This is a genomic window from Arthrobacter sp. 05L44 (assembly GCF_056397605.1).
Genome location: NZ_JBFTNS010000002.1, coordinates 396,861 through 416,182 on the forward strand (window position 1 = coordinate 396,861; position 19,322 = coordinate 416,182).

Annotated in this window: 15 protein-coding genes; 8 read left to right on the forward strand and 7 right to left on the reverse strand. The window is 68.3% G+C overall.

Annotated features, from left to right (window positions below):
* Window positions 1–19: 19 nt before the first annotated feature.
* Window positions 20–2,158: an acyl-CoA dehydrogenase family protein gene (locus AC1DHY_RS07095; protein ID WP_476903390.1), complete on the forward strand. Its 2,139-nt coding sequence runs from the start codon at window positions 20–22 to the stop codon at window positions 2,156–2,158.
* Between the two features lie 73 nt (window positions 2,159–2,231).
* Here the strand turns inward: AC1DHY_RS07095 and glgA are convergent, their stop codons facing one another.
* A complete protein-coding gene (gene glgA, locus AC1DHY_RS07100; protein WP_476878338.1) occupies window positions 2,232–3,431 on the reverse strand; it encodes a glycogen synthase in 1,200 nt (399 codons plus the stop codon).
* A 101-nt stretch (window positions 3,432–3,532) separates the two neighbouring features.
* Here glgA and glgC point away from each other — a divergent pair, with 101 nt between their 5' ends.
* The 3 genes from glgC (at window position 3,533) to AC1DHY_RS07115 (ending at window position 7,035) form a co-directional block, all read left to right on the forward strand.
* Window positions 3,533–4,933 (forward strand): glucose-1-phosphate adenylyltransferase, encoded by a 1,401-nt coding sequence (glgC, locus tag AC1DHY_RS07105; protein ID WP_476903391.1) that lies wholly within the window; start codon window positions 3,533–3,535, stop codon window positions 4,931–4,933.
* 39 nt (window positions 4,934–4,972) lie between these two features.
* The gene (locus AC1DHY_RS07110) at window positions 4,973–6,481 is read left to right on the forward strand and encodes an SDR family NAD(P)-dependent oxidoreductase (RefSeq protein WP_476878336.1); all 1,509 of its coding nucleotides are present in this window, start codon (window positions 4,973–4,975) and stop codon (window positions 6,479–6,481) included.
* 86 nt (window positions 6,482–6,567) lie between these two features.
* On the forward strand, window positions 6,568–7,035 hold the full coding sequence (locus AC1DHY_RS07115; RefSeq protein ID WP_476878335.1) for a pyridoxamine 5'-phosphate oxidase family protein: 468 nt from the start codon (window positions 6,568–6,570) through the stop codon (window positions 7,033–7,035).
* Window positions 7,036–7,075: 40 nt separating this feature from the next.
* Here the strand turns inward: AC1DHY_RS07115 and AC1DHY_RS07120 are convergent, their stop codons facing one another.
* Window positions 7,076–7,519, reverse strand: a complete 444-nt coding sequence (locus AC1DHY_RS07120) for a universal stress protein (RefSeq protein ID WP_476878334.1) — start codon at window positions 7,517–7,519, stop codon at window positions 7,076–7,078.
* 369 nt (window positions 7,520–7,888) lie between these two features.
* On the opposite strand from AC1DHY_RS07120, the gene AC1DHY_RS07125 reads away from it, so the two are divergent.
* Window positions 7,889–8,617, forward strand: coding sequence for a response regulator (locus AC1DHY_RS07125; protein ID WP_476878333.1), 729 nt, complete (start codon window positions 7,889–7,891; stop codon window positions 8,615–8,617).
* 43 nt (window positions 8,618–8,660) lie between these two features.
* Here AC1DHY_RS07125 and AC1DHY_RS07130 read toward each other — a convergent pair whose 3' ends face one another.
* A complete protein-coding gene (locus AC1DHY_RS07130) occupies window positions 8,661–10,358 on the reverse strand; it encodes a GAF domain-containing sensor histidine kinase (RefSeq protein ID WP_476878340.1) in 1,698 nt (565 codons plus the stop codon).
* 160 nt (window positions 10,359–10,518) lie between these two features.
* Here AC1DHY_RS07130 and AC1DHY_RS07135 point away from each other — a divergent pair, with 160 nt between their 5' ends.
* Window positions 10,519–11,004, forward strand: coding sequence for a pyridoxamine 5'-phosphate oxidase family protein (locus tag AC1DHY_RS07135; protein WP_476878332.1), 486 nt, complete (start codon window positions 10,519–10,521; stop codon window positions 11,002–11,004).
* 28 nt (window positions 11,005–11,032) lie between these two features.
* Here AC1DHY_RS07135 and AC1DHY_RS07140 read toward each other — a convergent pair whose 3' ends face one another.
* Genes AC1DHY_RS07140 through AC1DHY_RS07150 form a run of 3 tightly spaced genes read right to left on the reverse strand, consistent with a single transcriptional unit; the run spans window position 11,033 to window position 14,395 of the window.
* Window positions 11,033–11,884 (reverse strand): transglutaminase family protein, encoded by an 852-nt coding sequence (locus AC1DHY_RS07140; protein ID WP_476878331.1) that lies wholly within the window; start codon window positions 11,882–11,884, stop codon window positions 11,033–11,035.
* Complete coding sequence (locus AC1DHY_RS07145; RefSeq protein ID WP_476878330.1) at window positions 11,881–12,807, reverse strand: alpha-E domain-containing protein; 927 nt, start codon at window positions 12,805–12,807, stop codon at window positions 11,881–11,883. The genes AC1DHY_RS07140 and AC1DHY_RS07145 overlap by 4 nt, the downstream gene beginning before the upstream one ends.
* Window positions 12,800–14,395: a circularly permuted type 2 ATP-grasp protein gene (locus AC1DHY_RS07150; RefSeq protein ID WP_476878329.1), complete on the reverse strand. Its 1,596-nt coding sequence runs from the start codon at window positions 14,393–14,395 to the stop codon at window positions 12,800–12,802. Before AC1DHY_RS07150 ends, AC1DHY_RS07145 begins: the two co-directional genes overlap by 8 nt.
* A gap of 109 nt (window positions 14,396–14,504) precedes the next feature.
* On the opposite strand from AC1DHY_RS07150, the gene AC1DHY_RS07155 reads away from it, so the two are divergent.
* The gene (locus AC1DHY_RS07155) at window positions 14,505–15,539 is read left to right on the forward strand and encodes a YeiH family protein (protein WP_476903392.1); all 1,035 of its coding nucleotides are present in this window, start codon (window positions 14,505–14,507) and stop codon (window positions 15,537–15,539) included.
* A gap of 46 nt (window positions 15,540–15,585) precedes the next feature.
* Complete coding sequence (pepN, locus tag AC1DHY_RS07160; RefSeq protein WP_476878327.1) at window positions 15,586–18,210, forward strand: aminopeptidase N; 2,625 nt, start codon at window positions 15,586–15,588, stop codon at window positions 18,208–18,210.
* 5 nt (window positions 18,211–18,215) lie between these two features.
* Here pepN and AC1DHY_RS07165 read toward each other — a convergent pair whose 3' ends face one another.
* Window positions 18,216–19,319: a lipoate--protein ligase family protein gene (locus tag AC1DHY_RS07165; RefSeq protein ID WP_476878326.1), complete on the reverse strand. Its 1,104-nt coding sequence runs from the start codon at window positions 19,317–19,319 to the stop codon at window positions 18,216–18,218.
* Between the last annotated feature and the right edge of the window lie 3 nt (window positions 19,320–19,322).

Sequence of the window (19,322 nt, forward strand, 5' to 3'; positions counted from 1 at the left end):
TACCAACGAAGGAATCGACATGACTGAACTCGCCAACCGCCCCGCCGCGTCGCCTGCCGCCCCGCCGGCCGCCGCCGCAGCCGGAGCACCCGCCGTCGACGTCGCCGCCCTCGGCGAACTGCTACTGGGCAAATGGGCCACGGTCCGCCTCACGGCCCGGGAACTGGCAGGCCGTCCGGAACTGCACAAGACCGAGGGCCTGACCCACACCGAGCACCGCAAGCGCGTGTTCGACCAGCTGAAGATCCTGGTGGACAACGGCGCCGTGCACCGGGCCTTCCCCGTGGAGGTCGGCGGCGAGGACGAACACGGCGGCAACGTGGCCGGCTTCCAGGAACTCGTGATCGCCGATCCCTCCCTGCAGATCAAAGCCGGGGTGCAGTGGGGACTCTTCGGGTCAGCGGTAAACCACCTCGGCACCGAAGAGCACCACCGCAAGTGGCTTCCGGGCATCATGAGCCTGGAGATCCCCGGCTGCTTTGCCATGACCGAGACCGGGCACGGCTCGGATGTCGCCAGCATCGCCACCACCGCCACCTATGATCCCGCCACCGAAGAGTTCGTGGTCCACACTCCGTTCCGCGCCGCCTGGAAGGACTACATCGGCAACGCGGCCGTGGACGGCCTGGCCGCCGTCGTCTTCGCGCAGCTCGTCACCAACGGCGTCAACCACGGCGTCCATGCCTTCTACATGGACCTCCGCGACCCCGAGACCAAGGAATTCCTGCCCGGGATCGGTGGTGAGGACGACGGCGTCAAGGGCGGCCTCAACGGCATCGACAACGGCCGGCTGCACTTCACCCGGGTCCGGATCCCCCGGACCAACCTGCTCAACCGCTACGGCAACGTCGACGCCGACGGCACCTACACTTCGCCGATTGCCAGCCCCGGCCGGCGCTTCTTCACCATGCTCGGCACCCTGGTCCAAGGCCGGGTATCCCTCGACGGCGCCGCCGTGACCGCGTCCAAGCTGGCCCTCAAGACCGCTATCCAGTACGCCTCGGAGCGGCGCCAGTTCAACGCTTCCTCCCTGACGGACGAGGAAGTCCTCCTGGACTACCAGCGGCACCAGCGCCGGCTGTTCACCCGGCTCGCCACCACCTACGCCGCCGGCTTCGCCAGCGAACAACTGCTGCAGAAGTTCGACGACGTCTTCTCCGGCCGGAACGACACGGACGAGGACCGCCAGGACCTGGAGACCCTCGCCGCCGCCCTCAAGCCGCTAAGCACCTGGCACGCGCTCGACACCCTGCAGGAATGCCGCGAAGCCTGCGGCGGCGCCGGCTTCCTGATCGAGAACCGGTTCGCGTCGCTGCGCGCCGACCTCGACGTCTACGCCACGTTCGAAGGCGACAACACGGTGCTGCTGCAGCTCGTCGCCAAGCGGCTGCTCGCCGATTACGCCAAGGAGTTCCGCAACGTGGACTTCGGTGTCCTCGCCCGCTATGTCGTGGGCCAGGCCACCGGCGCGGCCATCCACCGGACCGGGCTGCGCGGCGTGGCCCAGTTCATGGCGGACTCCGGGTCCGTGCAGAAGGCCGCCACCGCCATCAAGGACGAGTCCGGGCAGCGTGCCCTGCTGACCGAACGGGTCCAGGCCATGGTGGCCGACGTCGGGGCCGCCCTCAAGGGCGCGAACAAGCTGCCGCAGGCGCAGGCCGCCGCGCTGTTCAACAGCCACCAGAACGAGCTCATCGAGGCCGCCCTGGCGCACGCCGAACTGCTGCAGTGGGAGGCCTTCACCGAGGCGCTCGGCACAGTCACCGACCCAGGAACCAAGGCAGTGCTCACCTGGCTGCGGGACCTCTTCGGCCTGTCCCTGATCGAAAAGCACCTCTCCTGGTACCTCATGAACGGCCGGCTTTCGATGCAGCGGGCCCGCACCGTGGGTGAATACATCAACCGCCTCCTCGTCAAGATCCGTCCGCACGCCCTGGACCTGGTGGACGCCTTCGGTTACGGCCCCGAACACCTCCGCGCGGCCATCGCCACCGGGGCGGAAAAGACACGGCAGGATGAGGCCCGGGAGTTCTTCCGGCAGCAGCGCGCCAGCGGCAGCGCCCCGCTCGACGAGAAGATCCTGCTGGCCCGTAAAGCCCGCGAAGGCAAACAGGGCGGCAAGACCGGGTCCGGTCCGGCGCGCGCCAAGCGCGGCTAGGTCCACCGACGCATAACGACGGCGCCGCCCCGGTTGGGGCGGCGCCGTCGTTGTTGCTACGGAGGTACTGGTCCTACTGCGGGAGGACCGAGCGGTAGACCTCAAGGGTGGTTTCCGTAATGGATTCCCAGGAGAAATGTTCCTCGGCCCGGCGCCGGCCTGCGCGGCCCATTTCACGGGCCCGGACAGGGTCGGAAACAACCTCGGTCAGGGCCGCCGCGAATTCCGTCACGAATTTCTCCGGATCCAGCGGCGTTCCGGTGCCGTCGGTGACCTGTTCAAGCTGCACTAGCAGGCCCGTCTCGCCGTGCTGCACAACCTCCGGGATGCCGCCGGTGGCGCTGGCCACCACAGCTGCTCCGCAGGCCATGGCCTCAAGGTTCACAATGCCCAGCGGCTCGTATATCGACGGGCAGGCGAAGGCGGTGGCGTGGCTGAGGACCTGGATCAGTTCCCGCCGCGGGAGCATCCGCTCCACCAGGACCACGCCGCTGCGCTGGGCCTGCAGCTCCTCGATCAGCCGCGCGGTTTCCGCGGCCAGCTCCGGGGTGTCCGCCGCGCCCAGGCACAGCACCAGCTGGACGTCCGCGGGAAGCTTCGCGGCCGCCCGCAACAGGTAGGGCACACCCTTCTGCCGGGTGTTGCGGCCCACAAAGACCACACTCGGGCGCTCCGGGTCGATGCCGAGGGCGCGGACGACGTCGTCATCCTTGTCCCGGTTCCAGAGGCTGACGTCGATGCCGTTGTGAACCACCCGGACCTTTGCCGGGTCCACGTCGGGGTAGCTGCGCAGGATGTCCTGGCGCATGCCTTCCGAGACGGCGATGATGGCGGCCGCGGCCTCGTAGGCGGTCTTCTCCACCCAGGAGGACAGTGCGTAGCCGCCGCCGAGCTGTTCGGCCTTCCACGGCCGCAGCGGCTCCAGGCTGTGGGCGCTGAGCACATGCGGGATCCCGTGCAGGAGCGAGGCGATGTGCCCGGCCATGTTCGCGTACCAGGTGTGCGAGTGCACCAGGTCCGCGCCGGCGATGTCCGGGACGATCCGCAGGTCCACGCCCAGGGTCTGTACCGCGGCGTTCGCGCCGGACAGATCCTCGGGCACGGGATATGACGTCACGGTGGCTCCGTGGTAGTCCGGGGTGCGCGGCGCGCCGAAGGCCCGCACCTGCAAATCGACCCTCCCGGCCAGCACCCGGCTGAGTTCGGCTACGTGGACGCCGGCGCCCCCATAGATTTCGGGCGGGAATTCCTTGGTCACAATGTCTATACGCACAACCCCAAGGTAGTCGTTCCGGCTGATCTGTTCTAGTGTGAAGAGGTCCGGGAACACCGGACAGTTTTGGGGAGCAACGAAGGCGTTCAGGAGCTATCACTATGCCGCATCAGAAGAAAGTCCTGGCCATTGTCCTCGCAGGTGGCGAGGGAAATAGGCTGATGCCATTGACGGCCGACCGGGCCAAGCCGGCCGTACCTTTCGCCGGCAGTTACCGGCTCATTGATTTCGCCCTTTCGAATCTGGTGAATTCGCGCTATTTGCAGATTGTGGTGCTCACGCAATACAAATCCCACAGCCTCGACCGGCACATTTCCGAGACCTGGCGGATGTCCACGCAGCTGGGCAACTACATCGCCTCCGTGCCGGCCCAGCAGCGCGTCGGCAAGAGCTGGTTCCTCGGCAGCGCCAACGCCATCTACCAGTCGCTGAACCTGATCCACGACGCGAATCCGGACATCGTCGTCGTCGTCGGCGCCGACCACGTCTACCGCATGGACTTCGCGCAGATGGTGGCCCAGCACGTGGCCAGCGGCGCGAAAGCGACCGTGGCCGCCGTCCGCCAGCCCCTCCACATGGCCGACCAGTTCGGCGTCATCGAAGTGGACCAGCAGAACCCCGAGAAGATCGCGGCGTTTGTGGAGAAGCCGTCCTCGACGCCGGGCCTCGCCGCCGACCCCAGCCAGTTCCTGGCCTCCATGGGCAACTACGTCTTCGACGCCGAGGCGCTGGTCGAGGCGCTGCACGTTGACGCCGAACGCCTGGACACCAAGCACGACATGGGCGGGGACATCATTCCCTACTTCGTGGACCAGGGCGAAGCCGGCGTGTACGACTTCACCCTCAACGACATTCCCGGCTCCACGGACCGGGACCGCACCTACTGGCGTGATGTCGGCACCATCGACTCGTTCTACGACGCGCACATGGACCTGATCTCCCCCGTCCCGGTGTTCAACCTCTACAACTCCGAATGGCCGATCTACACCCGGCAGAGCATCTCCCCGCCGGCCAAGTTCGTCCGCGGCGAGGGCCGCACGGTCGGCACGGCGCTGGACTCGATTGTGGCCAGCGGCGTGGTGATCTCCGGCGGCATCGTGGAGGGCTCCGTGCTCTCCAACGACGTCTACGTCGGCACCGCGGCACGGGTGCTCGATTCGGTCCTGATGGACAAGGTCCAGGTCGGGGCGGGCGCAGTGATCAAGCGCGCCATCATCGACAAGAACGTCCGGATCCCGGCCGGCGCCGCTATCGGCCTGGACCCGGACCTGGACCGGGCCCGCGGGTTCAAGGTCACCGAATCAGGCATCACCGTGCTCGCTAAGGGCCAGGAGGTTCCCGAACCCGGCGACGACGAACGGTCGCTGTCCGCGGCCAACCTCTACCTGGTCCCGGACGCCGTGAAGACGGCCACCGAGAACTGGCCGGCCGGACGCGAGTCAGTCGAGAAGGTTGGCGAGGTGCACGCGGCCGCCGTCGGCGTCGAACCCCCCGCGCAGTAGCTGTAAAACCCCTGCGCAGTTGGCTGTAAAATTGGGTCAATGAGCTCCCCCGATCTGCCTCCTGCGCCGTTCACTGAATTGCAGTCCAGTGAATCGCCGGCCACTGCTGAACTGACCCCCGAGGAGATCGAGGCCTGCCTCAAAGTCCTGAACAGCATCCACGTCTACGACGAGGAGCACCCGGACTACGTCTCGGTCCGCCGCGCCACGGGGAAAATGTTCAAGGCCGTCAAGCGCCACCGCCGGGTGACCAAGCGGGACCTGATTGCCGAAGCCGACCGCGCCGTGATTGCCCAGACCGCGACGGCGGCGCCGGACCGGATCGACGACGAGACCCGCGGCAACAAACTGGCGACCTCCGCCACCGGGGAGGTCGCCGGTCACCTGATCAGGTCGCGGCCCTGCTACATCTGCAAGCAGCACTACACCCAGGTGGATGCGTTTTACCACCAGCTGTGCCCCGAGTGTGCGCTGTTCAGCCACAGCAAGCGCGACGCCCGCACCGACCTGACCGGCCGGCGGGCCCTGCTGACGGGCGGACGGGCGAAGATCGGGATGTACATCGCCCTGCGGCTGCTCCGGGACGGCGCCCACACCACGATCACCACCCGTTTCCCCAAGGACGCGGCCCGGCGTTTCGCCGCGATGGAGGACAGCGGCGACTGGCTGCACCGGCTCCGGATCGTCGGCATCGACCTGCGGGACCCCTCGCAGGTGATGGCGCTGACCGACTCCCTGGACGCCGCGGGACCGCTCGATATCATCATCAACAACGCGGCCCAGACGGTGCGCCGCTCCGGGAACGCGTACAAGCCATTGGTCGACGCCGAAGACGAGCCCCTGCCGGCAGCCCTGGAGGCGGCCAACGGCGGCCCCGAGCTGGTCACCTTCGGGCACGCGCACGACAAGCACCCCCTGGCCCTGGCCAGTTCCGTGCTGGAACACCCCGTCCTGGCCGGTGACGCCATCACCTCGCTGGCGCTCTCCACCGGGTCGGCATCCCTTGAACGGATCGCTTCGGGCACCGCCATCGACGCCGGCGGCCTGGTCCCTGACCTCGCCACCATCAACAGCTGGACGCAGGTGGTGGATGAGGTGGATCCGCTCGAAATGCTCGAGGTGCAGCTCTGCAACGTCACGGCGCCGTTCCTGCTGGTCAGCCGGCTGCGCGGGGCCATGAAATGCTCCACGGCACGGCGGAAGTACATCGTCAACGTCAGCGCTATGGAGGGGCAGTTCTCCCGCGCCTACAAGGGGCCCGGCCACCCGCACACCAACATGGCCAAGGCCGCACTGAACATGATGACCCGCACCAGCGCCAAGGAAATGCTCGAGTCCGACGGCATCCTGATGACCGCCGTCGACACCGGCTGGATCACCGATGAGCGGCCGCACTACACCAAGGTCCGGCTGATGGAGGAAGGCTTCCACGCCCCGCTGGACCTGGTGGACGGCGCCGCGCGGGTTTACGACCCCATTGTGATGGGCGAAGCCGGCGAGGACCAGTACGGCGTCTTCCTCAAGGACTACAAGGCCTGCCCCTGGTAGCAACCGCGTTGCGGCCCCTCCCGGGCCCGGTTGCACGGGCCTTATGGCCCTAATGGGGTTCCGGAAGCGGTCCGTAACGTGGAGCCGTGACTACGACGACTCCGCAGCCGAATTTCCAGTTGTCCATCGACCAGTGCTGGGTGCTGCTCGACAGCGAGGTGGTGGGACGGATCGCCCTGATTGTGGACGCGCACCCGGAGGTCTTTCCGGTGAACTTCGTCCTGCACCGCCGCTCGATCGTGTTCCGGACCGCCGGCGGGACGAAGCTGTGGGGCGCGATCACGGCCAAACCGGTGGCCTTCGAGATTGACGGCTATGACGCCCACGAGCAGGCGGCATGGAGCGTCGTGGCCCGCGGCGAGGCCGAGCTCATCGAGGACCAGGCTGAAAAGGACGCCGTGGACGAGCTGCTGCTGGAGCCCTGGCAGCCCGGCGAGAAGAACTACTACGTACGGCTGGCACCCAAGGCCCTGACCGGGCGCCGGTTCAAAGTGAACAACCCCGATGTGTGGCGCACCCGGCTCGCGGATCCGCGGCGGGCAGCTTTCGAATAGAGCCGGAGGCCTGGGCGCTGCGGCTCAGCGCTTTACGGAGTCAGCGCTTCTCCGGGGCATGCACCACCAGCACGGGACAGTGTGCATGGGCCACGAGGGCCGAGCTCACGGACCCGAGCAGCAGCCCGCCGAAACCGCCGTGGCCGCGCCGGCCCAGCACCAGCAGGTCCGCCGTCTTGCTTTCGTCCAGCAGTACCCGGCGCGGATGCCCCTGCACCAACCGGGTTTCCACATTGGCAGGCAGGTCCTCACCGAAGGCCTTGGTCACCGTGGATTCAAGGAGCTCCCCGGCCCTGACGTCGAAGTCGTCGATGCCCATCGCCACGTAGCCGTCGTAGACCGGGGGAACGTCCCAGCAGGCCATCGCGATAATCGCGGCCGATAGCGGTCCGGCGAGCTGTTGGGCCTGCCGCAGCGCCTCGACGGACGCGTCAGAGCCGTCGACGCCCACCACGATTCTCCGGATGCCCGTTGCCTCGCTCATAACTCTTCCCTTCATCCCGCCCGGCCGGGCGTTGCACCAACGATCGCGCCGTGCCGCGCCGCGGGCTAGGGCCGAAGGTCACGGCGCCACGGCGGCGGGTCCGCTACAACCTGTCCAGTAGGCCTAAGGGCCCTTGCCCGGCGAGGGTACCAGCCGGAGACTTGCTGTGCGCGGCCAAGAAATATTCTGGCCCAGCAACCACTGCGGTCCCCCAGGGGCCACAATGGAGGATACTATTCCACCGCACTCCAGGGACCAGCAGCCGGGGTCCCGCACAACATGGACGGACGCGGCCTGCCACGGGCCCACACCGCGAGCTTGGGGGCTCGGCGGGACCCGGGGCCTGGCAAGCGCCCGGACGGGAGAAAGATGATTGCCTGGACGGACGCCGGTCTCACCGCAGCCGAGGACCCCACCGCGGTGATCCGCGTCTTCATCCTCGACGACCACGAGCTGGTGCGCCGCGGCCTGCAGGAGCTGCTGGAGGGTGAGGGTTTTCTGGTGGTCGGCAGCTCAGGTTCCGCAGTGGAGGCAACCCGGCGTATCCCCGCGCTGCATCCGGACGTCTGCGTCCTGGACGCGAGGCTGCCCGATGGCACCGGGATCGAAGTCTGCCGTGACGTGCGCTCCGTCGATCCCACCCTCAACTGCATCATCCTCACCAGCTTCGACGACGAGCAGGCCCTGCGCGGGGCGGTGCTCGCCGGCGCCTCGGGGTATGTGCTGAAGGAGATCGGCGGGACCGACCTGATCGGGGCCCTGCGGCGAGCCGCGGCCGGCGAATCCCTCTTCGAGGACGGCGTGGCCGCGGGCGTGGTGGAAAGCCTGGTGGAGACCGAAGAAGTGGACCCGCGGACGGCGGCCCTCACCCCGCAGGAACGCCGTGTGCTGGAGCTGGTCGGCGGCGGTCTGACCAACCGGCAGATAGCGGCCGAGATGTTCCTGGCAGAGAAGACGGTCAAGAACTACGTTTCATCGCTGCTGGCCAAACTCGGATTCGAGCGCCGCACCCAGGCGGCGGTCTTTATTGCCAGCCCCTCGGGGAATGCCGCGGCGGGCGTCCCGTCCGAAGCTGCCAGGCAGCACAGCGTCCACTGATCCCGGCGGCCCTTACCGGCTGGCGCCTGCCGCCGGGCAGGTGCTACACCGGCACGGACCATTCGACGCTGGTCCCGGCCTCCGGCGCCGTCGTGATGGTGCAGTGACCGTCCAGCATCCGGGCCCGGTCCTCGAGGTTGGCGAGTCCGTTGCGTTCCTGGTTCTCGTCAAACCCGGACCCGTTGTCCGTGATGACCACCGTGACCTGGCCCTTGATGACGGCTACCGATACCGAAATCGCGTCCGCCCCGGAGTGCCGGATCGCGTTGCTCAGTCCTTCCGAGACGACGGCCACCACGTTGTCTGCCTTCTCCGGAGTGACGGCGTCCACCGGACCGGTCAGGGTCAGCCGGGGCGTGAACGGCATGGATTTGGCGGAGCTGCGGGTGACCCGGCGGATCCGGCCGCTCAGCAGCTCTGTTTCGCCGCTGCTGCTGCGCAGCGAGTAGATCGTGTCCCGCAGACTCCTGATCGCCTCATCCAGTTCGCCGGTGATGTTCCGGATCCGCTCGGTGGCGAGTTCGTCCTTGGTGTAGCGGGTCAGGCTCTGCACGCTCAGTCCGGCGGCGAAGAGCCGCTGGATGACGAGGTCGTGCAGGTCCCGGGCGATCCGGTCCCGGTCGGTGAACACTAACAACTCCTCGCGGAGCCGGTGCACGCGGGCGAGTTCCAGGGCGAGGGCAACGTGCGATCCGAAGACGGCGCCCATCTCGATATCGGTGCGGGTGTACCGCAGGGACTCCGGCTTGCGGGCCAGGAGCAGGAGTCCGTGGTGTGCGCCCTGGGTGCTCAGGGCAACGGCCAGTACGGGCCCGAGCGAGCCGCCGTCGAAGTCCTGCAGCACTCCTGCCGAGGGCTCCACCATGACAGGTTCGCCGCCGGCGAGGACGTCCTCCAGCTCGGGCGCGCCGAGCTCCAACACTTTGCCGGTGAAGTCCTTCGCCTGCTCCCCCGCGGCCCCGGCCACCACGTAGCCGGTCCCGGACGCAGCCGGCGCCGCGATGAGCGCCAGCCGGGAATCCGATTCCTGCAGGGCGCGGGCGGCGATCGGGTCGAGCCCGCCCGCGGTGTAGTCCAGGTCACTGCCCAGCAGCAGCCCGGAGACGTCCATGCAGGCCTCGAGCCAGCGGGCCCGGCGGCGGGCGTCGTCGTACAGCTTGGCGTTTTCGATGGCGACGCCGGCAGCGGCTGCCAGCGCCACCGCAAGGCCTTCGTCCTCGTCGCTGAAGTCCCCGCCGCCCTCTTTTTCGGTCAGGTACAGGTTGCCGAACACGGTATCCCGGACCCGCACCGGCACGCCCAAAAAGGATTTCATGATCGGGTGGTGCTTCGGGAATCCGTAGGCTTCAGGATGTTTGCGCAGGTCCTCGAGCCGCAGCGGCCGGGGTTCCCTGGTGAGCAGGCCCAGCACTCCGTGGCCCACTGGAAGGGCCCCGATCTGGCTGGCCAGTTCGCCGTCAATCCCAACGCTGATAAAGTGGTTCAGCCCCTGGTCTTCCCCGATCACCCCCAGCGCCCCGTACCGGGCGCCCAGCAGGTGGCAGGCGGACTGGACGACGCGTTCGAGGACTGCATCAAGGCTGAGGTCCTCGGCAACGGCGACGACGGCTTCGAGGAGGCCGGCCATCCGCTCCTCGGACTGGTGCACGGCGCCGGCACGGGACACGAAATCCTTGAGCAGGTCCTCGATCCGGGACGCCCCGGAGCTCATGACTTCCGGGCTGTTACCAGGAGATTGCATCTTCAATGGCCCCAATCCTCAGCACGTACATCCGCGCCGATGCCGTGATGCCAGACTACCCTCATCCCTTACTAACGGGCCCCTATGACCGGTGGTTTATTACGCCGCCGGGCCCTTGTGCCCTACCCCGCCCGGCGCTGCCCGGCATAGGCTCGCCGCCATGAGCACCGATCCGAAAGCGGCTGCTGGCCAGCCCCACGCCGTCGAGAACCTGGATAACCACGAGTGCTGGCGGTTGTTGCGCAGCGTCACTGTGGGCCGGATGGCTGTGTGGGTGGACGACCACCCGGACATCTTCCCGGTCAACTACAAAGTGGACCACGGGACCCTGGTCTTCCGGACAGCGGAGGGCACCAAGCTGCAGGCCGCCACGGGCGACACGCCAGTGGCCTTGGAGGCCGATGGCGTCGATGCCGACAGCGGGGTCGCCTGGAGCGTGGTCATCAAGGGCCAGGCCGCCGCGGTGAAAAACCAGGAAGAAGTCCTCGACACGGTCGGGCTGCTGCTGTTCCCCTGGCAGGCCGGCAAAAAGGAACACTTTGTGCGCATTACGCCGGACACCATCACCGGCAGGCGGTTCAAGATTGTCCCGCCGCTGACCTGGTGGACGCCGCTGGACGACGCCACCCGGTCCGGCCTCGAGTAGCTCTGCCGGGACTCTCCGGGCCGTGCGACTAGGCCAGCCGGGTGATCTCCACCGTCACTGAGAGCGCCGATCCGCCGCCGCCGGAGAGGATGCCCTTCAGCGGGGGAACATCCCGGTAGTCCCGGCCGCGGGCCACCGTGACGTGGAAATCGCCGGCGGGTTTGTGGTTGGTCGGGTCCCAGCTGCGCCATTCCCCGTCCCACCATTCCAGCCACGCGTGTGACTGGCCTGCGACCGTCTCGCCGAGGTCCGCCGTCGAGCGCGGATGCAGGTAACCGGAAACGTAACGGGCAGGGATTCCGCAGCTGCGCAGCGCCCCGATCGCAAGGTGGGCGAGGTCCTGGCAGACACCCTGCCGCTGGTTCCACGCCTCTTCGGCGTTGGTGGTCACACCGGTGGAACCCTTCATGTAGCTCATCTCGCCGCGCATCCACTCGAATATGGCCATCGCCGCTTCGTGCGGGTTACGGCCCTCGACGACGCCCGGAACGATGGCGAGCACCTCGTCGCCCGGTCCGGTCAGCTGGGACTGCGGAATCCAGTCGCTGAACTGATTCAGGGTTTCCGGGGCGGAGAGCACGTCCCAGCCGACAATGTCCGCTTCCGCCGCGATCCGCTCCACGCGGTGCACTTCCACCGTGGTGGTGGAGAGGACCTCGAGGTGGTCGTGCGGCATCTGCATGTCGAAGGCCGTGACACGGGTCCCCCAGTAGTCCCGGTAGCTGCTGAGCGCGGCCTGGGACGGCGAGACCTTCATGGAGGACTCCAGGACCACCTGCTGAGGGTCCGTCAGCGGGGTCATCCGGGCCTCGTTGTAGGAGAGGGTGACCCGCCGGTTGTATTTGTAGGCGGTTTTGTGCGTGATGCTGAGCCGGGTCATGAAACTTCTCCCACCCAGGCCAGTTCGTCTGCCTGATTGAAGTACTTACGGGAAATGGCGTCCGAGGCCTGCGATACAGCCTTCTGCACGCGCTCCATGTGTTCGGGCAGCTCGGACATGAGGTCGTCTGTGCGGTGGAACTCGAGGAACGTCCGGGCCTGCCCGACGATCCGGCGGGCGTCGTTGATGAACCCGACTCGCTGGGCCGAGGGGTCCAGCTTGGCCAGGCACTCGTCCGCGTCCCGCAGGGCGTAGACGATCGAGCGCGGGAAGAGCCGGTCCAGCAGCAGGAACTCGGCCGCGTGCTGGTCGCCGAACGCGGCGCGGCGGGTGCGCAGGAACGATTCGTAGGCGCCGGCGCAGCGGAGCATGTTCACCCAGGACATCCCGGCAGAGAGCACGTCCCGGGTGGAGAGCATACGGGCCGTCATGTCGGCACGCTCCAGTGACCGGCCGAGGACCAGGAACAGCCAGCTCTCGTCGTGGCTGACCGTGGTGTCCGCCAGGCCGCTGACCATGGCGGTGCGCTCCAGCACCCAGTTGCAGAACCGGTACGTGCCCACCACGTCCTTGCGGTGCTGGTTCAGCCCGTAGTAGGTGGTGTTCAGGCTCTCCCAGAGCCCGGAGGACACGGTTTCCCGGGCACGGCGGGCGTTCTCCCGCGCCGCCCCGAGGGAACCGGCAATCGAGGTGGCGCTCTGCTTGTCGTAGGCCAGGGCGTGCAGGAGCTCGTCGAGGCCGAAGTCATCGGACTGCGGCCGGGCGCCCATCACGGCGAGGAGTTCCTGCGCGACGCTGCGCTGTTCGTCCATCGGGAGGTGGTTGAGCCGCTCAAGGTGCACGTCCAGGATGCGGGCTGTACCGTCGGCGCGTTCCACGTAGCGGCCGATCCAAAACAGTGACTCGGCAATACGGCTAAGCATTCGCGGCTACCTCCTGCGCGTCGGACATCTGCTGCTGTTGCTGCTCTTTCTGGCTGTCGCGCCAGTTGCTCTCCACGGGCCAGACTGAGACCCGCTCGCGGACCGCGATCGCCGGGCGTGGCAGGACCTCCACCGGGACCTGCGGGGAATCCGCCAGCACCCAGGTGTCCTTTGAGCCGCCGCCCTGGCTGGAGTTCACAATCAGGGACCCTTCCTTCAGCGCCACCCGGGTCAGGCCGCCGGGCAGGACCCAGACGTCGTCGCCGTCGTTGACTGCGAAGGGCCGCAGGTCCACGTGCCGCGGACCGAACTTGTCGCCGCTGAGGGTGGGGACTGTGGACAGCTGCAGGACCGGCTGTGCGATCCAGCCGCGCGGGTCTGCGATGATGCGTTTGCGCAGCGCCTCGAGTTCGTCCTTGGAGGCGTCGGGCCCGATGACCAGGCCCTTGCCGCCGGAGCCGTCCACGGGCTTGACCACCAGTTCGTCGAGCCGGTCCAGGACGTGCTCCCGGGCCTCGGCTTCTTCCAGTCGGAAAGTATCCACGTTGGCGATGACCGGCTCTTCGCCCAGGTAGTAGCGGATCAGGTCCGGCACGTAGCTGTAGACCAGCTTGTCGTCCGCGACGCCGTTGCCCACCGCGTTGGCGATCGTGACGCCGCCGGCGCGGGCGGCGTTGACCAGGCCGGGGCAGCCGAGCATGGAATCGGAGCGGAACTGCAGCGGGTCGAGGAACTCGTCGTCGATGCGCTTGTAAATCACGTCCACGCGCTGCTCGCCCGCGGTGGTGCGCATGTAGACGCGGTTGCCGCGGCAGATGAGGTCGCGGCCCTCGACGAGCTCGACGCCCATCAGGCCGGCCAGGAGGGTGTGCTCAAAGTAGGCGCTGTTGAACACGCCCGGGGTCAAGACCACCACGGTGGGGTCGTCCACGCCCGACGGGGCCGTCTTGCGCAGCGCGGAGAGCAACCGGCGCGGGTATTCCTCGACCGGGCGGATGAGCTGCTGGCCGAACGCCTCAGGCAGGCCCTTGGCCATGGCCCGACGGTTCTCCAGGACGTAGCTGACACCCGAGGGGACCCGGACGTTGTCCTCCAGGACCCGGAACGTGCCCGCGGCGTCGCGGACGACGTCGATGCCGGAAATGTGGACGCGGACGCCGCCGGCCGGCTCGAAGCCGTGGACCTGGCGGTGGAAGTGCGCGCTGGTGGTGACGAGCTGGCGCGGAATGACGCCGTCGGCGACTACCGCCATCTTGCCGTAGACATCGTTGAGGAACGCTTCAAGGGCCTTGACGCGCTGCGCCACTCCGCGTTCGAGGACAGCCCACTCGTCGGCCGGGATCACCCGGGGCACGATGTCGAGGGGGAAAGGCCGTTCCTCGCCGGCGAAGTCGAACGTGACGCCGCGGTCCAGGAAGGTCCGGGCCATGGAGTCGGCGCGGGCGGTGACGTCGGCCAGCGAGAGTTCCTGCAGCGCCCCGGCAACCTGGCCGTAGGAGCGGCGGGCCTCCTGGCCCGGAGTGAACATCTCGTCGTAGGCGCCGCTGCGGCCGGCGGCCTCGGAGTAATCCTGGAAAAGGTCAGACATGCCCACTAGCCAACCACCTTTTCGTTACGAAATCATTTCGACTGGCCCTGCGGGGCGTGTTGCAGCTCACGCTGCAATGTTTGTCCCGCGATTAGGGCAAGGTTGAGGCGTGCCCCGATTTGTTAACGTTTTCCGGCAGCGCCGCCCGGGTAGTTTCCGGCGGCTGGTGCCGGGCCTGCTGGCGTGCGCTGCCGCCGTCGTCCTCGCCCTCGGCGTCCACCTGCTGCTGCCCGCCGTGCCGGCCATGACGGTGGCGGTGGTCCTGGGGCTGCTGGCCGCCAATCTTCCGGGCCTGGCCGGCTGGAGCGCCGGGACGGGCCGGCCCGGCCTGGACTTCGCGGGCAAGCACCTGATGCGCAGCGGCGTGGTGGTACTGGGCCTAAAAGTCAGTGTGGTGGACGTCCTGGGCCTCGGCTGGCCCGCCCTGCTGCTGATTACTGGCGTGGTGCTGGCGGCGTTTGCCGGCACGTATGGCATTGGCCGGCTGTTCCGGCTGACGCCCACGGTGTCCCTTCTCATCGCCACCGGCTTCTCCATCTGCGGGGCCTCCGCGATCGGTGCCATGGCCGCTGTGCGCCGCATCCGGCAACAGGACACCGTGCTGCCGATCGCCCTCGTCACCCTGTGCGGCACCCTGGCCATCGGTGTGCTGCCGCTCCTGATCGGCCCGCTGGGGCTCGGGCCGGAAGCCTTCGGTGCGTGGGCGGGCGCGTCGGTCCACGACGTGGGCCAGGTGGTCGCCACGGCCCAGACCGCCGGCGCCTCGGCGCTCGCCGTCGCCGTGATCGTCAAGCTCACCCGTGTGCTGCTGCTCGCGCCCATGGTCGCAGCTGCCGGGATCCACCACCGGATCGGGTCCGACGCCGGCGGACGCCTCCCGCCCGTGGTGCCGCTGTTCGTCGTGGGCTTCATCGCGATGGCCGCCCTCCGCAGCACCGGCTGGCTCTCCCCCGGGGTGCTCGAGGCCGCCGCCCTGCTGCAGGACCTGCTGCTCGGGATGGCGTTGTTCGGCCTCGGCTCCGCCGTCCGGGTGGGGCACCTGCTGCGGACGGGGACCAGCGCGCTCCTGGCTGCGCTCGCGTCGTGGCTCCTGATCGCCGCGCTGGGCCTGGGCGCCGCCGTCGTCCTCGTGCCCGGACGGTAGCCGGCCCGCGGCGGTGCGGCGGCACCGCGCGTGATTAGATAGCGGAGTGTCGAACCAGAACCTGAGCCGTGACGAAGCGGCAACCCGCTCAGCCCTGATCACCACCCACAGCTACGACGTCTCCCTGGACGTCCGGCAGGCGGCCGATCCCACCGTGGCCGGCTACACCAGCCGCAGCGTCATCACCTTCTCGGCCAGCGAACCCGGCGCCTCCACGTTCCTGGACTTCATCGGCAGTTCCGTGCACAGCGTGTTCCTCAACGGCAAGGGCCTGCCGGTGGCCGACGTGGTGGATGGCTCCCGGATCCTGCTGGAGAACCTGCAGGCCGAGAACCAGGTCACCGTCACCGGAACGGCGCTCTTCAGCACCTCCGGCGAGGGCATGCACCGATTCTTCGATCCCGCGGACGGCCAGTGCTACCTCTACACCCAGTACGAGCCCGCCGACGCGCGCCGGGTGTTCGCGAACTTCGAACAGCCCGACCTCAAGGCCGAATTCACGTTCCATGTGATGGCACCCTCCGGGTGGCAGGTCTCCTCCAACGGCGCCGAAACCGGCCGGACGCAGCTGAGCAGCGATCCCGCGACAAGCCGCTGGGACTTCGCCCCCACCAAGCCCATGTCCACCTACATCACCACCGTCCTCGCCGGGCCCTACTTCAAGGCCGAGGACAGCTGGCAGGGAACCCTCAGCGACGGCTCGGCCCTGGACGTACCCCTGGCCCTCTACTGCCGGGCCTCGATGGCGTCCTCCTTCGACACGGACGAACTGTTCCGGCTGACCCGCAACGGCCTGGCCTTCTTCAACGAACTCTTCGACTTCCCGTACCCGTGGGGCAAGTACGACCAGGCCTTCGTCCCTGAATACAACCTCGGCGCCATGGAGAACCCCGGCCTGGTGACGTTCACCGAGAGCTACGTCTTCACGTCCCGGGCCGCCGATTCGCAGTACCAGGGCCGCGCCAACACGCTGCTGCACGAGATGGCCCACATGTGGTTCGGCGACCTCGTCACGATGCAGTGGTGGGACGACCTGTGGCTCAAGGAGTCCTTCGCCGACTACATGGGTACCCTCGGGGTGGACCGCACCACGGACTGGGACACCGCGTGGGTGAACTTCGCCAACAACCGCAAGGCCTGGGCCTACGTCCAGGACCAGCTGCCCACCACCCACCCCATCGTCGCGGACATCCCGGACCTCGAGGCTGCCAAGCAGAACTTCGACGGCATCACCTACGCCAAAGGCGCCTCGGTCCTGAAGCAGTTGGTGGCCTATGTGGGCTTTGAGGCCTTCATCGCCGGATCGCGCCGGTATTTCCGCGACCACGCCTACGGCAACACCACACTGGGCGACCTGCTGGCAGCCCTCAGCGCAGCCTCCGGCCGCGACCTGGCCGCCTGGGCCCGGCAGTGGCTCCAGACCTCCGGCATCTCCACGCTTACGGCCGATATCGAGGAGCACGACGGCGTGCTGGCTGCGGTTTCGCTGCACCAGCACGCTGAGGACCCCATCACCGGCCGGCAGGAACCCCGGCCGCACCGGCTGCGCATCGGCCTTTACAACCACAACGCCGCCGGCGCCCTGGTCCGCACGGACAGTGTGGAAACCGACGTCGACGGCGGCCTCACCCGGGTGGACCAGCTCGCCGGCAAGCCGCGGCCGGCGCTGCTCCTGGTCAACGACGAGGACCTCAGCTACGCGAAGGTCCGGCTCGATCCGCACTCCGAAGCCACCGTCCGGGCGTCCCTCTCGGCGATCAGCGATCCGATGGCCCGCGCCCTGTGCTGGACCGCGCTCTGGGATTCGGCCCGCGACGCCGTCAGCCCTGCCGCCCGCTACGTCGACGCCGTCCAACGGTTCGCCCCCGCGGAGCCGGGCATCGGCGTGCTCCTGGCCGTCCTGGGGAACGCCGGAACCGCAATCGAACGCTACGTCCCGGCCGCGGACCGGGACCGCGTCCGCCGCGAGTTCCTGGACACGGCAGCGGCGGAGCTGGCCCGGGCCGAAGCCGGCTCAGACCAGCAGCTGGCCTGGGCCCGCACCCTTGCCGCCACCAGCCGCTCTGACGCGGGCAGGCTCGACCTCATTGCAGCGCTCCTGGACGGCAGCACGGTGATCGAGGGGCTTTCCGTCGACGCGGAACTGCGCTGGAACTTCTGGCACACCCTGGCGGCGCACGGCCGGGCGGACATTGGCCTGCTCGACGCGGAACTGGCCCGGGACAACACCGCCTCCGGCAAATCCGGGCACGCGACGGCCCTCGCTGCACGGCCGGACCCGGCGGTCAAGGATGCGGCCTGGGACGCAGCCGTGCACGGCACCGCGTTGTCCAACCAGTTGCTCAGCGCCACGATCGCCGGGTTCAACACGGCTCCGGCCGCCCTGCTGGCTGGTTACGTCGAGCCGTACTTCGAGTGCATTGAACGGGTCTGGCGGGACCGCAGTATCGAGATCGCCAGCAGGATCGTCCGGGGGCTCTACCCTGCCGGGCAGGACCTCCCCCCGGCTGCGGCCGGCGGCGCGCCGCCGCGGCCTGAAGAGCACCCGGTCCTGGTGCGGACTGACAGGTGGCTCGCCGAGCACCCGACCGCGCCGCGGGCGCTGCGCCGCATCATCATCGAACAGCGCAGCCAGCTGCTGCGGGCACTCACGGCCCAGGCGGCCGGCTAGGACCACTACGGGACCCGGTGCAACCATTCGGTGGTGCCGAACTTGCTGTCGACCCGCTGCCGGGCGGCGTCGAGTTCGGCCTCCGTCAGCTCGGCCGGCGTCGCGCCGTAGCGTTCCGTGAAGACTTCCATCATGGCCGCGACGATCTCGGCGCGGGCCAGTCCGGTCTGCCGGCGCAACGGATCGACGCGCTTTTTGGCGCTGGTGGTGCCCTTGTCCGAGAGTTTTTCCTTGCCGATCCGCAGCACCTCAACCATTTTGTCGGCGTCGATGTCGTAGCTCATGGTGACGTGGTGCAGCATGCCGCCGTTGGCGAGCCGCTTCTGCGCCGCCCCGCCAATCTTGCCCTGGTCGGTGGCGATGTCATTCAGGGGCACGTAGAAGGCTTTGATCCCCACCCTGTCGAGGGCCGCCATGACCCACGCGTCGAGGAAACCGTAGGAGTCGGCGAAGCTGATGCCGTCCACCAGGGTCTGCGGCAGGTAGAGCGAGTAGGTGATGCAGTTGCCGGCCTCCATAAACATCGCGCCGCCGCCGCTGATCCGGCGGACCACGCTGATGCCGTGCCGGCTCACTCCGTCCGGGTGGACCTCGTTGCGGACGGACTGGAAGCTGCCGATCACCACGGACGGTTCCTCCCAGTCCCAGAACCGGAGGGTCGGGTTGCGGCGCCCGGCCCCGACTTCTTCGGTGAGGACTTCATCGAGGGCCACGTTCACGTGGGTGGGGAGCACCGACGGGCCGATGATGTTCCAGTGGTGGTCTCCCCAGCCCGTGGCCTTTGCCAGGGCGCGGCGGACGGCGATCGCGACGGCCTCGGCCGAGAAGCCGAACAGTACGGTGTCCTCGGGCAGCGCCGCCGTGACGGCAGCCGCGAGTTCTGCGGCGCTGGAGTCGGCCGGGAGCCCGGTGAGGCTGTGGTTGATCTCCGGCAGCGCCTCGTCGGGTTCGAGGAAGAAGTCCCCGCTGACCGAGACATGCGCCAGGACGCCGTCCGCGACCTCAAGGTCCACCACCACCAGTTTGCCGCCCGGGACTTTGTACTCGCCGTGGCGGCGCCCGCCGTCGTCCTCGGTGGTGGATTCTGCGGAGGCGGGGAAAGAAGTCATACC

What these genes read in the sequence shown, in the direction of transcription:
- AC1DHY_RS07165 (WP_476878326.1), bottom strand. Translation starts at nt 19,319, where the DNA reads ATGACTTCTTTCCCCGCCTCCGCAGAATCCACCACCGAGGACGACGGC.
- glgC (WP_476903391.1), top strand. Translation starts at nt 3,533, where the DNA reads ATGCCGCATCAGAAGAAAGTCCTGGCCATTGTCCTCGCAGGTGGCGAG.
- AC1DHY_RS07120 (WP_476878334.1), bottom strand. Translation starts at nt 7,519, where the DNA reads ATGAGCGAGGCAACGGGCATCCGGAGAATCGTGGTGGGCGTCGACGGC.
- AC1DHY_RS07150 (WP_476878329.1), bottom strand. Translation starts at nt 14,395, where the DNA reads ATGTCTGACCTTTTCCAGGATTACTCCGAGGCCGCCGGCCGCAGCGGC.
- AC1DHY_RS07145 (WP_476878330.1), bottom strand. Translation starts at nt 12,807, where the DNA reads ATGCTTAGCCGTATTGCCGAGTCACTGTTTTGGATCGGCCGCTACGTG.
- AC1DHY_RS07125 (WP_476878333.1), top strand. Translation starts at nt 7,889, where the DNA reads ATGATTGCCTGGACGGACGCCGGTCTCACCGCAGCCGAGGACCCCACC.
- AC1DHY_RS07110 (WP_476878336.1), top strand. Translation starts at nt 4,973, where the DNA reads ATGAGCTCCCCCGATCTGCCTCCTGCGCCGTTCACTGAATTGCAGTCC.
- AC1DHY_RS07135 (WP_476878332.1), top strand. Translation starts at nt 10,519, where the DNA reads ATGAGCACCGATCCGAAAGCGGCTGCTGGCCAGCCCCACGCCGTCGAG.
- AC1DHY_RS07095 (WP_476903390.1), top strand. Translation starts at nt 20, where the DNA reads ATGACTGAACTCGCCAACCGCCCCGCCGCGTCGCCTGCCGCCCCGCCG.
- AC1DHY_RS07130 (WP_476878340.1), bottom strand. Translation starts at nt 10,358, where the DNA reads ATGCAATCTCCTGGTAACAGCCCGGAAGTCATGAGCTCCGGGGCGTCC.
- AC1DHY_RS07140 (WP_476878331.1), bottom strand. Translation starts at nt 11,884, where the DNA reads ATGACCCGGCTCAGCATCACGCACAAAACCGCCTACAAATACAACCGG.